At 60.8% G+C, this 15599-nt stretch carries 13 protein-coding genes and 4 tRNA genes; 2 read left to right on the forward strand and 15 right to left on the reverse strand.

Going from position 1 to position 15599, the window contains the following annotated elements; translation table 11 throughout:
• Nucleotides 1-36: 36 nt before the first annotated feature.
• The 10 genes from ACRCJM_RS10060 to ACRCJM_RS10105 form a co-directional block, all read right to left on the reverse strand.
• A complete protein-coding gene (locus ACRCJM_RS10060; protein WP_431464794.1) occupies nucleotides 37-438 on the reverse strand; it encodes a PGPGW domain-containing protein in 402 nt (133 codons plus the stop codon).
• Between the two features lie 12 nt (nucleotides 439-450).
• Entirely contained in the window at nucleotides 451-1542 is a 1092-nt protein-coding gene (locus tag ACRCJM_RS10065) for a UDP-N-acetylmuramate dehydrogenase (protein ID WP_431464795.1), read from the reverse strand.
• Nucleotides 1543-1643: 101 nt separating this feature from the next.
• Nucleotides 1644-2873, reverse strand: a complete 1230-nt coding sequence (locus ACRCJM_RS10070; RefSeq protein ID WP_431464796.1) for an MFS transporter — start codon at nucleotides 2871-2873, stop codon at nucleotides 1644-1646.
• Between the two features lie 146 nt (nucleotides 2874-3019).
• Complete coding sequence (locus ACRCJM_RS10075; protein WP_431464797.1) at nucleotides 3020-3481, reverse strand: MaoC family dehydratase; 462 nt, start codon at nucleotides 3479-3481, stop codon at nucleotides 3020-3022.
• A 3-nt stretch (nucleotides 3482-3484) separates the two neighbouring features.
• The gene (locus ACRCJM_RS10080) at nucleotides 3485-3931 is read right to left on the reverse strand and encodes an FAS1-like dehydratase domain-containing protein (protein ID WP_431464798.1); all 447 of its coding nucleotides are present in this window, start codon (nucleotides 3929-3931) and stop codon (nucleotides 3485-3487) included.
• 55 nt (nucleotides 3932-3986) lie between these two features.
• Nucleotides 3987-4058: transfer RNA gene (locus ACRCJM_RS10085), tRNA-Thr, on the reverse strand.
• Between the two features lies 1 nt (nucleotide 4059).
• A tRNA-Met gene (locus ACRCJM_RS10090) sits at nucleotides 4060-4133 on the reverse strand.
• Between the two features lie 26 nt (nucleotides 4134-4159).
• Nucleotides 4160-4231 (reverse strand) — tRNA-Thr (locus ACRCJM_RS10095).
• Nucleotides 4232-4311: 80 nt separating this feature from the next.
• The gene (locus ACRCJM_RS10100; RefSeq protein WP_431464799.1) at nucleotides 4312-6300 is read right to left on the reverse strand and encodes a DEAD/DEAH box helicase; all 1989 of its coding nucleotides are present in this window, start codon (nucleotides 6298-6300) and stop codon (nucleotides 4312-4314) included.
• A gap of 314 nt (nucleotides 6301-6614) precedes the next feature.
• Complete coding sequence (locus ACRCJM_RS10105; protein ID WP_431464800.1) at nucleotides 6615-8219, reverse strand: DUF2079 domain-containing protein; 1605 nt, start codon at nucleotides 8217-8219, stop codon at nucleotides 6615-6617.
• A gap of 117 nt (nucleotides 8220-8336) precedes the next feature.
• Between ACRCJM_RS10105 and ACRCJM_RS10110 the strand changes: the two genes are divergently transcribed.
• Nucleotides 8337-9335: a DNA-3-methyladenine glycosylase family protein gene (locus ACRCJM_RS10110; RefSeq protein ID WP_431464801.1), complete on the forward strand. Its 999-nt coding sequence runs from the start codon at nucleotides 8337-8339 to the stop codon at nucleotides 9333-9335.
• Nucleotides 9336-9397: 62 nt separating this feature from the next.
• On the opposite strand, the gene ACRCJM_RS10115 is transcribed toward ACRCJM_RS10110, so the two are convergent.
• The 3 genes from ACRCJM_RS10115 to ACRCJM_RS10125 all read right to left on the reverse strand — a co-directional run bounded on the left by ACRCJM_RS10115 (nucleotide 9398) and on the right by ACRCJM_RS10125 (nucleotide 10547).
• Complete coding sequence (locus ACRCJM_RS10115) at nucleotides 9398-9778, reverse strand: thioredoxin family protein (protein ID WP_135012472.1); 381 nt, start codon at nucleotides 9776-9778, stop codon at nucleotides 9398-9400.
• 122 nt (nucleotides 9779-9900) lie between these two features.
• Nucleotides 9901-9982: transfer RNA gene (locus tag ACRCJM_RS10120), tRNA-Tyr, on the reverse strand.
• A 154-nt stretch (nucleotides 9983-10136) separates the two neighbouring features.
• The gene (locus ACRCJM_RS10125) at nucleotides 10137-10547 is read right to left on the reverse strand and encodes a hypothetical protein (protein WP_431464802.1); all 411 of its coding nucleotides are present in this window, start codon (nucleotides 10545-10547) and stop codon (nucleotides 10137-10139) included.
• Nucleotides 10548-10729: 182 nt separating this feature from the next.
• Between ACRCJM_RS10125 and ACRCJM_RS10130 the strand changes: the two genes are divergently transcribed.
• Nucleotides 10730-11221: a YajQ family cyclic di-GMP-binding protein gene (locus ACRCJM_RS10130; RefSeq protein WP_237184942.1), complete on the forward strand. Its 492-nt coding sequence runs from the start codon at nucleotides 10730-10732 to the stop codon at nucleotides 11219-11221.
• Nucleotides 11222-11346: 125 nt separating this feature from the next.
• Here ACRCJM_RS10130 and htpX read toward each other — a convergent pair whose 3' ends face one another.
• Complete coding sequence (htpX, locus tag ACRCJM_RS10135) at nucleotides 11347-12240, reverse strand: zinc metalloprotease HtpX (protein WP_431464803.1); 894 nt, start codon at nucleotides 12238-12240, stop codon at nucleotides 11347-11349.
• A 128-nt stretch (nucleotides 12241-12368) separates the two neighbouring features.
• A complete protein-coding gene (locus ACRCJM_RS10140; RefSeq protein ID WP_431464804.1) occupies nucleotides 12369-15431 on the reverse strand; it encodes a sigma-70 family RNA polymerase sigma factor in 3063 nt (1020 codons plus the stop codon).
• Nucleotides 15432-15599: the final 168 nt, after the last annotated feature.

The following is a 15599-nucleotide window of genomic DNA, read 5'->3' on the forward strand; positions in this document are numbered from 1 at the left end:
GCCACCACTATAGCACTATTCGAAATATTCGAAATGTTATAGTGTTTGCCTGTAGTGGCAGCCCGTTGGGCAGTAGTGGCTGCGGTTGCTGCGGCTAGCCCAGCGGGCGGCGGTGCGACGACGGTGGGCCCGATGCCGCTTAGCCTCTATCTGCCGCCAGATATTCAGTACCTTAGCTTTCGCCCACACGTTCAGGCGGTGGGCCCAGTGGAATTCGGTACCCCACAGGCTCATGCCCATGAAAATGAAAAGCCAGCCGGGGCCGGGCGTCACCAGCATGATAATACCGGCGACGATGCACAAAAAACCTAGCCCAATAATGAGCAGGCGGTAGATCAGGAGCAGGGCGGCGTGCCGCCCCATAAAGGCGCGAAAGCGCTCCATACGCCGGTGTAGGCGTCCGCCCTGCCCGCTCTCGATTTCTTTCTCTAGGCTCATGGCGCCCCTGCGTTAGAGAGTAAACCCAACGACCACAGGCTCAGGAACCAGGCGTACCCCGAAGCTTTCCTCAACCCCGGCTCGCACAGCGCGGGCGATGGCCGCGATATCGGCGGTCGAGGCACCACCGCGGTTGGTGATAGCCAGGGTGTGCTTGGTGGAGAGCGAAGCCCGGCCACCGGCAAGCTCCGCTGCTTCGCCCTCAAGGCCGAAGCCCTTATCGAACCCGGCATGCTGAATCAGCCAGGCGGCAGAGAGCTTGACCATGCCATCCAGAGGCTCACCGGCGGGGGTGGTTGCCGGGTAGCGAGGGGCATCCTCGGGCAGCTGGGCAGCGACGTCCTCACCCACAATCGGGTTGGTGAAGAAGGAACCGGTGGAGTAGGTGTCGCGATCGGCGGCATCTAGCACCATGCCCTTGCCTGCACGCAGGCGCAGCACGGTTTCGCGTACCAGGCGGGAGTCGGCGCGCTCCCCCACCTCAACACCCAGCTGGCGGGCCAGCTCCGCGTAGCGGACGGGGGCAGACTGGGAGCCATGTGGCAGCTGGAAATCAACGGTCAGCACCACATAGCGGGGGGAGCCGTTGACGGTGGATTGCTTGAGGATCGAGTCGCGGTAGGCGAACTTCAAGTCGGCGTTAGCGAAGGTCTTGTAGCCGCCGGTTTCGCGGTCCCAGGTGCGAACCGAGGCGATGGTGTGGGCGACCTCAGAGCCGTAGGCCCCCACGTTCTGCACGGGGGTGGCGCCCACGGTGCCGGGAATACCTGAGAGGGCCTCAATACCGGAGAGCTCGTTCTCTACGGCGTAGGCTACCAGGTCGTCCCAGGTGTGGCCTGCCTGCACGCGCAGGGTGGTGCCGCCGCAGGCGTAGTCGCTCACGGTTTCAATACCGGTTGAAGCGATGTGCACCACTGCCCCGTTAAAGCCCTCATCGGCTACCAGCAGGTTAGAGCCCCCGCCCACCACCAGCAGGTCTTCTCCTGCACGGTCGGCGGCGGTTACGGCATCAATAATCTCCTGCTCGCTGGTGGCCTCAACGAAGAGACGGGCGGGGCCACCCACAGCGGCAGTGGTCAGTTCACTTAAAAGCTTGTCAGTCACGGTGCCCATTCTACCGGCTCTGCCGGGGCGCCGCCTGCGAGCGTGCTCACCGGGCGCTGGGAGCTGGGAGCTGGGCGCGGACGTCCTGGCGGCTAACGCCCCTAGAGCTTTTCGATGTGGACGGTGCTGCCAGGCTTCTTGGGTTCCAGCTGGCTGGTGAGCAGTAGGGACACAACCACAAAAACCAGCACGGCTAGCAGGCCGTTGCGGATTCCAAAGTGCTCCCCCAACAGGCCCAGCAGGGGCGGGCCACCCAGGAAGGCTGCATAGCCGATAGTTGAGACAACGGAGACGCGGACGGCTGCCTTGAGCGGGTCGTCCGAGGCAGCTGACATGCCGGTCGGGAAGCCGAGGGAGGCTCCCAGGCCCCAGACCAGCAGGCCAACAAAGCCCAGGGGCACGGTAGGGGCGAAGATGAAGAGGGCCAGGCCGATAATGGCGAGCGAGCAGGTGGTGCGGAGCACCGGCACCCGGCCAAAGCGGTTGAGCAGGGCAGTGCCGCCAAAACGCCCCACCATCATGGCCACCACAAAGGTGAAGTAGCCCAGCGATCCGATGGTGTTGCTGGTGCCGTAGTCGTGGGTGAGGGCGAGCGCAACCCAGTCGTTGGCGGAGCCTTCGGCCAGTGCCATGCCGAGGACGAAGAGGCCGATGAGGATGGTGTGTTTGTCGCGCCAGGCGTCGCGCACCCGGTAGGAGCCGACGGCGGCAATGGCCTGGGTGTCGTCCTGGCCGTAGTTTTCGCTGTGGCAGAACTTGAGGGAGATAAGGACGAGGGCGGCAACGGCAAGGGCGAAGTAGAGCATATGGACGACGAAAGGCACGCCCAGGCGGGTGTCGAGGGTGCCGATAGCGGCCCCGACGACCGTGCCGATAGAGAAGAAGCCGTGCATGATGGGGGTGACGTAACGGCCCAGGGCCCGCTCGTTGGCTACGCCCTGTACGTTGGAGGCCACGTTGGAGACAGCTGATCCTAGACCTTGGAGCATGAGACCCAGCAGGGTCACAGGGACGCTGGTGAGGTGGACGCCCAGGCCGATGAGGATCATGCCGGTGACGGTGGTGGTGTAGGCGGCTGCGATACAGCGGATGGCGCCGAAGCGGGCCACGAAGGCACCTGAGAAGCTGACAGCGCAGAAGGAGCCGATGGTCATACCCAGCAGCAGTAAGCCCATGGGCCCGGAGCTCAGCCCCAGCCCGTTGGCCACATCGGGCAGGCGGGTGAGCAGGGCAGACACTACTAAACCGCTGGCAAAGAAAAGCCCCAGCACAGCCCTGTACCAGGTCTTAATCTGCCGGTCTGAAAGCTGGGTGCGGGGGTTATGTGCCATGGTGGGTAAGGTCAATTCTCTCGAAGTAAAGCTAAGAGGGCATGTCAGTGTGTTTGTGTCCTGCGGTCTATTCTAGTGGTCATGCACAGCAAGGCGCCCGCTCAATCTCTGAACGGGCGCCTTTGGTACGCAAGTTGGGGGGCGCGCTAAGCGAGCTTCACTAGAGCCTGGGCCTTCATCAGTACCTTCTGATCTTTGCCCTCACTGTCAGGGGCGGTGACGGTCAGATCGATACGGGCTGTGCGGGCATCCGCATCCAGGGCGCCGACCTTACCGGCAACCGAGATGACATTGCCGCCGGTAGCCGGGGAGGCAGCGTCCTTGGCATCGGGCACCGGCACAGGCTTAGAGAACCGGGTCTGGTAATCCACAACGGCACCGGCGTCCCCCACCCAGTCGGTCACCAGCTGCACGGCAGCGCCCATGGTGAACATGCCGTGGGCAATCACGCCAGGCAGACCCACGGCGGTCGCAAAGCGCTCGTTCCAGTGAATGGGGTTGAAGTCGCCGGACGCACCTGCATAGGCCACCAGGTCAGCCCGGGTGACGGGAACCTGGCGGGCACCAATCTCGGTGCCCTTCTCAAGCGAATCAAAAGAGATAGCCATGGGTTAGTCCTCCGCCCGAACCAGCAGTGATGAAATGCAGGTGGCGACCCTCTCGCCCTCTACGGTGGTAATTTCTTCGCGGGTGGTCAGCATAGCACCAGCTCCCATAACCCGCACGCTATCGACGTGCACCTCGGTCAGCAGCTCGTCCCCGGCCACAATCGGGCGGTGGTGGGTAAAACGCTGGTCGGCGTGCACTACACGGGAAAAATCAATACCAGCTTCGGGGTCAGTAATCAGGGCGGCGTCTGCCTTCTGAGCCAGAACAATGGCGAAGGTGGGCGGGGCAATCAGGTCACTGTAACCTGCGCTCTGGGCGGCCTGCACATCAAAGTGCAGAGGACTGGTGGCCTTCACGGCTGCAGCGAATTCACGGATTTTCTCTCGCCCCACCGAATAGGGTTCAGTGGCCGGGTAAACGCGGCCCACAATCTCTTGGTTAATAGCCATAGAGACCACTCTACAAACAAAAAACCTGCCAAGCTAATGCTTGACAGGTTATCTGAGCCCCGACCGGGAATCGATCCCGGGACCTCCATCTTACCAAGATGGCGCTCTACCACTGAGCTATCGGGGCGTAGCGGTGGACGGGCTCGATCCGTCGACCTCACGATTATGAGTCGTGCGCTCTAACCAGCTGAGCTACACCGCCACGTATGAACTTTTGGGCTCATACAGAGCCCCGACCGGGAATCGATCCCGGGACCTCCATCTTACCAAGATGGCGCTCTACCACTGAGCTATCGGGGCAACAGATACTAGCCTACGATACAACCTTTGGAAGACGCAAATCTAGAACCTGTTTTTTGGGGTGTTCTAGGGCACAGCCCTTAGAACTTCTTGCGGCCCTTCTTCTTGCCACCGAAGCCGCGGTCGTCACGGTCGAACTTCTTCTTGCCACCGAAGCCACGATCGTCACGGTCAAATTTCTTGCCGTCGAACTTCTTCTTACCGCCGAAGTCCTTCTTGCCGAAGCCGCGGTCGTCACGGTCGAACTTGCGTCCGCCTCCGCCGCCCTTGGGGCCACGGTCGCGCTTGATGTTGATGAATTCGCCGGCTACCTGGGTGTCGCGCAGGCGATCGAAGAAGTCACCGGGCAGCTCGTTCTCGGGCAGGGAGACGATGGTGAAGTGCTGACGGATGTCGATTGCTCCGACCTGCTTACCCTTGATGCCGCCTTCGTTGGTGAGGGCACCGACGATAGCTGCGGGTGAGACATGGGAGGAGCGGCCTACGTTGAGCTTGTAGTCAACCATGCCCTCCTCGGACTGGCGGCGGCCGCCGCGGGGCTTGTCGTCGCGGTCGAAGTCACGGTCGCGGTCGCGGTCGCGCTTCTTGCTCTTGGGTTCGGGCATTTCTTCGGCTAGGAAGGGGCGGCCCTGCTGGGCGATGACGGCCAGAGCTGCTGCGATTTCTTCGCCTTCAACATCGTGCTCAACAGCGTAGGCGTCGATGAGTTCGCGGAAGAAGCTGAGGTCTTCAGTCTCGATGGTGTCGGTGATCTGCTGGGCAAACTTCTGCTTGCGGTTGCTGTTGACGTCCTCAACGGTGGGCATGTGCATCTGCTCGACCTGCTGGCGGGTGGCCTTCTCAATCTGACGCAGCATGTACTTTTCGCGCGGGGTCATGAAGAGGATGGCTTCACCGGCACGACCCGCACGACCGGTACGGCCGATACGGTGCACGTAGGATTCGGTGTCGTGGGGAATATCGAAGTTGACGACCAGGGAGATGCGCTCAACGTCGAGGCCGCGGGCGGCGACGTCGGTGGCGACCAGAATGTCGATGCGGCCATCGCGCAGGGCTTCGACGGTGCGTTCGCGCTGGTTCTGGGGGATATCGCCGTTGATGGCGGCAGCCTGGTAGCCGCGGGCCTTGAGCTTGTCGGCGACTTCTTCGGTTTCCTTCTTGGTGCGGACGAAGGCGATGATGCCGTCGTAGTCTTCAACCTCAAGCACACGGGTCATTGCCTCGAGCTTGTGGGAGTGCATGACCTGCATATAGCGCTGGCGGATGTTGGCGCTGGTGGTGGTCTTTGACTTGACGCGGACCTCTGCGGGGTCGTTGAGGTACTGCTCAGCGATTTTGCGGATGGTCTTGGGCATGGTTGCTGAGAAGAGGGCAACCTGCTTGGAGTCGGGGGTATCTGCCAGGATCTGCTCTACATCTTCGGCGAAGCCCATGCGGAGCATTTCGTCGGCTTCGTCCAGTACCAGGTACTGCAGGTTGGAGAGGTCCAGGGAGCCCTTTTTCAGGTGGTCGATGACGCGGCCGGGGGTACCGACAACGACCTGGGCGCCGCGCTTGAGGCCTGCCAGCTGGGGGCCGTAGGGTGAGCCGCCGTAGACGGGCAGCACGGTGAAGTCGGGCATTTCGGTTGCGTAGGACGAGAAGGCTTCGGCAACCTGCAGGGCCAGTTCGCGGGTGGGGGCTAGGACGAGTACCTGGGTGTCTTTGGAGACGCCGTTGATGTCGGCCAGTTCTGCCAGGGTTGAGAGAGCGGGCAGGGCGAAGGCTGCGGTCTTACCGGTACCGGTCTGGGCCAGGCCGACGACGTCGCGGCCTTCAAGCAGCAGGGGGATGGTTTCAGCCTGAATGGGTGAGGGCTTTTCGTAGCCGACCTTTTCAAGAGCTGCCAGCACGCGGGCGTCCAGACCCAGGTCGGTGAATCGGATGCCGCCGTCCTCGTCCTTTTCTGCCTGCTGAGCGGGGGTGTCTACAACCGGTTCCTGGAAGATAGCGTCGGTTGCGGTGTCTGCGTTAACGGCAGTATTTTCAGTCAATGTTGTCCTCATCGAGTGGGGTTTCAGCACTCTCATCGTGGGAGGTGCTGTACGGGGTGTCCCCGTGGAATGCTCGCGAGGGGCCTCAATGATCAGAGGTCTTCGGTTCGTGGGCGCTGGCTAACGAAGGGTGCGCGCTTGGGCGAGCTGATTACACATCAGGTTCTCTAGTCGAAGGTTCAACGGTCTGCTTAGCCTAAGTATGTTCGTTGAACGCGCGTGGCCCTGTGGTTGTGTGCCAGTAGCGGGCGTGGGCGCTGAAGAGAAATGGTCGGGGGTTCCCGAGTCTTACGTTTTCAACTCTACCCTAGTTTTAGCCTTTTGGGCCCGGGTGGTGATAGAGGGTACAGCTAATTGGTGCGGACGGCGATGTCTATGGTGCCAACGGTGCGGTAGTGCACGTAGGTGGCGGTGCCGTAGCGGCCGGTGGCGTAGTCAACCGCGCTGGTCGGTGGATTGCCGCCCCAGGCGCTGCCCAGCTTGTCGACGAGCACGTAGTCGGGGCCGGGTTCCCCGGAGTGGCCGATCCAGTAGGCGGTGTGGTGGGGCACCAGGTAGGTGAGGACGGAGAGGTCCGCCGCCACAGTGGATCCATCGGGGATGGCGGCAACGGCTTCTGCCTTCATCTGGTCTGTGGTGGAAAGCTCGGTAGTGGCGAAGTCCGGGTCAGCCAGCTGGGCCAGAGGCTGGTTTGGTAGCAGCCCAAGACTGACGATGAGGGCGAGCGCGGGCAGAACCGTAGCGGCCCGGTGGCGCAGGGTGGTGAAAGCGGCGCGGACGATTCGCCCCGCAGGTGCTGCCCCGAGCCGGTAGGCGGGGACGCTGGTGCGGGCGGCTGCTCGGGCCAGCACGTCGAGCAGGGCGGCAAAGACGATGGGCATGAGTACCAGGTTGTAGTGCCAGGTGGGTTCCCAGTAGCCCTCTTGGGGTGAGAGGAAGCGCCAGATGAGGGTGGGGGCGGCGATCAGGGCAAGAGGGCTGGTGGTCCAGGCCAGGACGCCGGTCAGCAGCAGTAGGCCAAGGGTGGCGGTTTTTTGCCAGGGGTAAAAAAGCTGGGCTAGGGCGCCGAGGGGGTTACCGATAGCTGCTGCGACGTCGAGCTTATCGGAGTAGTCGAAGACACCACCGGTGTTGAAGAAGGGCAGGATAAGGCCGATGGCCAGCAGGGGCCAGACCAGCCCCCAGAGAGCTAGCAGGCTGGCTTCGGCCACGGCAGGGGTGTTGACCCAGGAGCGCAACAGGATGCGGTAGCGTTCGTGGCGGGGGCTTACCGGAGCGGACGCCGAGGGAAAAGCGATGCTGCTTGCGGTGGAGAACCAGCCGGTGCGGGCCAGGACCACCAGCCCGATAAGGAGAACCGTAATACCGACGTCCTCTTTGACGGAAACCAGGGGTGCTGCCCAGTAGATAGAGCGACGCAGGAGGGGGGCGGGGGTGTCCGCCAGGCGGGTGAGAGCCAGGTAGCCCAGACTCATGACCAGCAGCGGCAGGGCGAAGGCAACCTCGTGGAACTGGACAGCAACGGCCTGCTGGATGCCGAAGCTCAGGGCATAGGCAGTTCCAAGAGCCAGGGCTGCCCAGAGCGCCAGGACGCGCTGGGCAAAGCGCACCAGCAGGTAGACCGACAGGGCAACCAGCCCGTTTTGCACGTAGAGCAGGGTGGCGGGGCTTGGCCAGACCCAGTAGAAGGGGGTTAGGAGCACGGTGACGGGGTGGAAGTGATCCCCTAGCAGGTTGAACCCCTCCCCCTTGATGGGCACAATCGGGGTCTGCCCGGCGGCATATGCCTTAGCCAGCTGAGAGAAGATACCCAGGTCCCAGGAAGGTATGACGTAGTGCCGCCAGTGCAACCAGGAGTAGACGCTGTAGAGGGCGAATACAGCCAGGGCGAGAGCCGCTGCGCTGGTGCGGGCTCTACGGGGGTGGGCTTCTGCGGGCAGTAGGGAGGAGCTCATACGTCTTCTTTATCAGGGGACGGGGCCTGCCACGGGCTGTGTGGCTCTTGTACGAGTATAGACAAGTGCAGGGCAGCTCTGCGGGGTAGGGCGTGCGGGTATGAGACGATGGGGAGCATGTTGCGAGCGCATTTTGTTCTGGAGCCGACCCACCGGGTTCACCTGGGCCAGACCTTTGCCACCCTGCAACGAGGTACTTTTGATCCCCTGTTTCGGCAGGTGAGGGGCCCTGCTGGCCCTGTTTTTTGGGCGACTGCCCGCGAAGCTGGGGTGGGGCTGCTTGTTCGTTTTGCCAGGACGCACCCCGCCGACCTGCGCGCCCCGATTGAGGTAACGATTTGGGCAGGTGACAACTCCCCTAGCGGTACATCACCAGCGTCCGCCTTGGAAGCTTTTGCGGCACGCGTGCCGGGCTGGGTGGGTGAGCAGGACCGGTGGGCCGGCTTCTACGCCTCAGAAGCCTGGGGGCAGCTACCCGCTAGACTGGTGCGGGCCCGGGCCGATGCACCAGGGCTGCGGCTACCCTCTATTGGCCTGCTCTCGCAGAACCTGCTCCTAGCCATTACCGAGCAGAGGGTAACCGGTATCGAAGCTATGGGCGGCATGAGGGCCCTGCTCCGCCAGTATGGGGACCCGGCCCCTGCCACCGGTCACCCCGATCAGCCGCCGGGGCTGATTATCTTTCCCCAGGCGTCCGTCTTTGCCCAGATTCCTGACTGGGCCTACCACCGCGCCGGCTTTGACCGCTCCCGCTCATCTGCCATGGTGCACTATGCGAACCGGGCTGAGTCCTTCGAACGGTTTGCCTCCCAGCACAGCGTGAGCGAACTCGCCCGGGCACTGAACTCGGTTCCCGGTATTGGCCCCTGGACCATCGCAGAAACCCTGCAACGCTACTGCGGCCACCCCGACGCCGTCAGCGTGGGCGACTACCACCTTGCCCACCACGTCACCTACGCCTTCGATGGTACCCGCGGCGATGACGCCCGCATGGTAGAGCTACTTGCTCCCTATGCCGGGCACCGCCAGCGGGTTGTGGCCCTCATCAAGGCCGCCGGGATCAGCGAACCGCGCCGCGGCCCCCGGTATGCCCCGCAGGATATGCGCTCCTTCTAAGACAAAGTCGCCCTCCCCAGTTAGGGGGAGGGCGACTTATATAAAGAAAGTTAGTAGTGGCCTTAGGCCTGCTCAGCCTGGGCTGCTTCAGCCTCTGCAACCTGCTTGTGCACCTCGGCCATGTCCAGACCCTTGACAGCGTCGATGATCTGGTCGAACTGCTGGGCGTTCAGAGCGCCGGGCTGGGAGAAGACGAGAACGCCCTCGCGGAATCCCATGATGGTGGGGATAGAGGTGATACCTGCTGCGGCGGCCAGCTGCTGCTGGTCTTCGGTGTCGACCTTGCCGAAGGTAATATCGGCGTGCTTTTCAGAAGCAGCTTCGAAGATGGGGCCGAACTGCTTGCAGGGGCCGCACCAATCGGCCCAGAAGTCGAGGAAGAGAATGTCTGAGTTTTCGACGTTCTGGGTCAGGTTTTCCTGGGTAATTTCAATGGTTGCCATGAGAAACACGCTACCGGTTTTATCGGGGCTTGTCTAAAGACTGTGGCCGGTTTCTCTGATAATGAAGCTAGCTCACCAGGGGAATAAAAAATCCCGCCTCGTGTGAGGCGGGATTTTCGCTGTGGCAGATGAGGGATTTGAACCCCCGTAGGCAATGCCAGCTGATTTACAGTCAGCCCCCTTTGGCCGCTCGGGTAATCTGCCGTATTCAATTTCTTGAATGTGTTCGTTTGAGCGAACAGTAGAATACTTTACACACTTTTAGGCAGCTTGCCAAACCAAAAGTAGCTTTTGTTGCAAAGACCACTTAAGTGGGCCGACCGGCGCGCTATGAGAGCGGACGCCGGTCGGGGCCATGTTAGTTAGACGCAGAGCTTGCCGCCAGGGCTTCTTGCTCTAGCAGGAGCGATATTTCAAGGTTTTCCAGGTAGGCATAGGCCTGGTCAGGGGTGCACATGCCACCGCGAATTTCACGGGAAAGGTTTTCTTTCACACCCTCGAATCTGGCAACCAAACCCGAATTGTGAAGGGTCTGGCCGAGACCGCGAGCGAAATCAAAGGACTGATCGCCCTGATGCTCCTCATCTGTCATGGGTTCCGCTGCCTGAGCGGAGGCAAAACCGTCCGCCGCCAAATCTGCAAGGAGAGCTTCGTAAGCTCGTTGCATGGTTTCGTCAGTTACAGCTAGTACCTGGTTCGCTGCCGGAGTGGTTCCTGAGCCGGGCTGTACACCGGCTGCAGCGTGGGCAGCTGTCTTTTTTTCAGCCATAACTTTATCTTTCCAAACCAAGATGAACTTTAGCTGAGAATGGTGTCACAGTTTCATAACGATTGGGATAACCTGCACAATCTAGGCGCAACAGGGTACCTTTGTAGGTAAGCTCCCCTCCCCCGCTCCGGGGCGCCGGGGCATGGTCACCTAATCAAGATAAGCAAAAGAGGTAAATACCCGTGGCAAGCGATTCATCATTCGACGTTGTTTCAAAGGTCGACAAGCAGGAAGTTTCTAACGCCCTCAACCAGGCCCAGAAGGAAGTAGCCCAGCGCTACGACTTCCGCGGTGTCGGCGCTGAAATTGATTTCTCCGGCGAAAAGATCCTGATTAAGGCCAACTCCGAGGAGCGCGCCCTGGCCGTGCTCGATGTCTTCCAGTCCAAGCTGGTCAAGCGCGGCATCTCGCTCAAGTCCCTGGATTCCGGCGACCCCTACGCTTCTGGCAAGGAATACCGCATTGAGTCCTCTATCAAGGAGGGTATCGCCCAGGACCAGGCCAAGAAAATCTCTAAGCTCATTCGCGAAGAGGGCCCCAAGTCGGTCAAGGCTACCATTCAGGGCGATGAGCTGCGCGTAACCTCCAAGTCCCGCGATGACCTGCAGGACGTCATTGCCCTACTCAAGGGCGCCGACCTTGAGGTTGACCTGCAGTTCGTCAACTACCGCTAGGCACCTGCCCCATAGGGGCGTCCGCACCTAGATATAAGGCTCCCCACCTGCCCGGGCAGGTGGGGAGCTCTTCTTTAACCTGTTCAGATTTGTACGGTCAACTTTCAGTCAGCGTGACCTGAAGTCTAGAGCTGCCCGTTCTGACGAGCCATATTTTCGAGTCGGGCGATACGGTCAGCCATGGGCGGGTGGGTGGCCATCAGGTTCTTAACTGAACCGCCGCCGCGGAAGGGGTTAGCAATCATCATGGAGGCAGCGCCTGCGGTCTGGCGGTTCTCGGGGTTCATGGGGTAGCGTGACACCCCGTTTTCCAGCTTGTGCAGGGCGGACGCTAGCGCCAGCGGGTCGCCGGTGAGGCGGGCGCCGTCCTCGTCGGCATCATATTCGCGGGTGCGGCTAATGGCCATTTGCATGACGGCCGAGGCCAGGGGCGCTAGGAAGGCAATGAGCAGGGTGAAGATGAGGCCGCCACCGCGGTTTTCTTCGCGGTTACCTCCAAACATGGCGCCGAAGGTAGCGAACTGGGCGATAGTACCGATGACGGAGGCGATAGCGGCAGCAATTGAACCGGTCAGAATATCGCGGTTGTAGACGTGCATGAGCTCATGACCAATCACACCGCGCATCTCGCGCTCGTCGAGCAGCTGCAGAATACCCTCGGTGCAGCAGACCGCGGCGTTCTGGGGGTTACGGCCGGTAGCGAAGGCGTTGGGGGTCATGGTCGGGGCAACGTAGAGTTTGGGCATGGGCTGGTTGGCCTTAGCTGAGAGCTCTTCAACGATGGCGTAGAGGCCGGGAATCTGCTCGCGGGTAACCGGGTAGGCGTTCATGGAGCGGATAGCGAGCTTGTCTGAGTTCCAGTAGGTGTAGGCGACCGTACCTACACCGATCAGGCCGAAGAGCACAATAAAGATTGAGCTTCGGGTGAAGTAGGCCAGGCCTGCACCAATGAGGAGCAGGAAACCTACCATCGACCCCAAGAGCAGGGCTGTTTTGAGGCCGTTGTTATGGCTGTGCATAAAAGAGTCCTTTCGTTGGGGCTTGATTACCAGAGTAGATGTTCTAGCTGGGATATCCCCGGTGTTCCGCTAGAGGCTTGAGAAAAGCGCCTGCTGTATCTCGTACGAGAAGCAGCAGGCGCTTTTATCTAGTAGCACGTGATGTCTTGAATCTTGCTGAGGCCGAGGTAGCCTTCGAGCAGGTAGGCGGCATACGGAGATTCGATAAGGACGGGCGGCAAGTAGGTGGCGAAACCGGAGGCCCAGTTGGCGCCTTCAGTGTCAGTGACGATAAAGGTGATCATGCACATCCGGTTATCTCCGATGGGCTGACCAATAGCGTCCCACGGTATCGATGCTATGAGCTGGTAGTAGTCAGCGCTTCCCTGCCAGGAATCATAGTCTGGAATTGTCGGCTCTACCGGAACGGTCGGGTCAACCGGGTCAGTTGGGTCAGTCGGTTCAACCGGAACAACCGGGTCAGCCGGTTCAACTGGCTCGACAGGATCAGTAGGCTCAATCGGAACAGTGGGGTCGGTAGGTTCAACTGGCTCTACCGGAGTGGTCGGGTCAGTCGGGTCAACAGGAACCGTGGGATCAACAGGCTCGACCGGAACAGTCGGTTCTACCGGAACCGTCGGGTCAACAGGGTCAGTCGGCTCGACCGGAACGGTTGGATCAACAGGCTCGACCGGAACAGTCGGGTCGGTCGGATTGACCGGGTCAGTCGGGTCAACGGGAACCGTGGGGTCGACAGGCTCAACCGGAACAATCGGGTCGGTCGGATTGACCGGGTCAGTCGGCTCAACGGGAAGCGTGGGGTCGACAGGCTCAACCGGGTCAGTAGGTTCAACCGGGTCAGTTGGGTTAACAGGGTCAGTCGGTTCAACGGGAACTGTCGGGTAGGTTGGTTCAACTGGCTCGACAGGATCAGTAGGCTCAACCGGAACGGTCGGGTCGGTAGGTTCAACTGGCTCGACAGGATCAGTAGGCTCAACCGGAACGGTCGGGTCGGTAGGTTCAACTGGCTCTACCGGAGTGGTCGGGTCAGTTGGGTCAACAGGTTCTACCGGATCAGTAGGTTCTACCGGAACGGTCGGTTCAACCGGGTCAACAGGATCTACCGGAACAGTAGGTTCAACGGGAACCGTGGGGTCAACAGGATCAACCGGGTCAGTCGTCTCAACGGGAAGCGTGGGGTCAATAGGCTCGGCCGGAACCGTTGGGTCAACTGGCTCAACCGGGTCAGTAGGTTCAACCGGAATAGTCGGGTCGGTCGGTTCAACTGGCTCGACCGGAGTGGTAGGATCAGTCGGCTCTACAGGGTTAACCGGAACGAACGGGCCAGCAGGCTCGGTCGGCTCAACAGGCTCAACCGGGTCAGTAGGTTCAACCGGAATAGTCGGTTCAACAGGCTCAACTGGGTCGACAGGGTCAACCGGTTCAGTCGGTTCAACAGGATCGGTCGGTTCAACAGGATCGGTCGGTTCAACAGGTTCAGCCGGATCTGTAGGTTCACTAGGAACCACCGGTTCAACCGGAGCCACCGGCTCTACCGGACTTTCAGGTTCTACAGGAACAACCGGGGCGACCGGCTCAACCGGTGCCTCAGGCTCGGTAGGCGCGGTCGGCTCAGTAGGAACCACAGGAGCTTCAGGCTCTGGTGTACTGGGCTCCACAGGGGCCACCGGCCCTACAGGATCAGTCGGCGCAACCGGCTCACCGGGTATAGCCGAATCCACCGGGGCAGAAGGAGCTACTGGAGCACTAGGCTCTACAGGATTAGCAGGTGCTTCAGGGGCGCCAGGCAGCTCAGGATTAGCATTGGGGACTTGCACTGCAACCGGCTCAGCAACGGGCGCAGCGTTCCCCTGCGAAGGGACAGATGGGTTGCCTGCCGACACAGCAGGTTCGGTTTCGCCACTACTAGCTGCCGGGGTAGCAACGTTACTGCCTTGGTCAGCATCGACCTGCTGGGAGGTAGCATTTTCTGAACCCGCTGCCTGGGCCAAAGAATTTGTGGGGCCCCCGCCGTTAGCGCTGTTATTCCCCTGCACTGCGGAAGGGCCGTTAGCAGCCACAGATGAGCGAAGGGTTTCAGCGGTCATACCGCTAGAAACATTCTGGGGCTCATTCACCAGGCTATCGGTGACTCCAGAATTTTCTTCATTTGCTTGAGCCTTCGGAGTCTGCAGCTGAGAGTCTGCGCTGATGACCGCCGACCCTGCCGAAGAATTATTGACCAGAGCCATGCCACCGGCAACCGCACCAATAGCGGTTACGACAGCGGCAGCACCCGCTAAAGCCTGGCTCCCGGGCGTCCAGCGTCCGCCCCCCAGCCCTGAGAAGAGACCGCTCTGAGCTCCAGCACCGGCGGCTGCCCCACCGGCTACGCCACCGGCAAGGAAGGGCAGCAGCACCTTGGAACCATCGGTAATAACGGGCACCAAGCCCGCCAGCACGGGGAAAACCCAAACGCGCATGGACTTGTTGATACCGGCCAGGGTCAGATATTCCGAGGTGCAATAGGAGCACACCGACAGATGCAGACGCAAGGCTTCGCTACGTTTTTTGGTCAGGGAGCCACGCACCATAGAGCTCAGGTGAGGTGAGTACTGGGCGCATTCGTCGGTCTTCGGCGCGTTCTGATGGGCCCGCAAGAAACCTTCGCGAAGGCTCTCACGAGCACGGGTTGCCAGCGCCGAAACAGCGTTGGCAGAGAGGTTCATGGTCTGGGCAACTTCGCGAGGCTTCTTATCTTCAACCTCGGTCATCCAGAGCACGGTCTGCCAACGTTCCGGCAAACCGGTAAAGGCACTGATGAGCTCATCGGACTCATGTAATTTCAAGACGGTTTCGTCCAGCGAACCCATTGACTCCAGGTGTTCCTCTTCACTAGGAACTTCCTTTTGAGCAATGAGCCCGTTTTCCGCTGCCAGGTGGGCGATAGTGGTGGCCAGGTACCCACCCATGAATGTTCGGGGGCCCTTACCGTTTTTGAGAGCCTGGAGCACACGCACAAAGGCTTCCGAGACGATGTCTTCTGAGAGGGTGTTGTTAGAGGTGTGCTTATAAGCAATGGCACGAGCCATTGACACGTAACGTTCATACAGAACGCCGAACGAATCTAGCTTGCCTTCGCGGACGTCCGAGAGCAACAGCTCGTCGGTGGGGCCGCCAGTAGCTGGTTGCGCGGTGTTGTGTGATTGCATGAAAATCCCTGGGTTTATGCGAGTTACCCCTAGTTAGAGTGGTGGGGCATTCTATTAGTCTATCGGGATTCTGCCGCGCGTGCAGTAGTTTGTGGAAAGAACAACAGCAGCCCGGCTCCTTACGGACTGCAGGAGCCGGGCTGATGTTGTCCCTAGCGGTAAAGCGGT

It is taken from the genome of Rothia sp. L_38 (assembly GCF_050689125.1).
In the GTDB taxonomy this organism is placed as follows: Bacteria; Actinomycetota; Actinomycetes; order Actinomycetales; family Micrococcaceae; genus Rothia.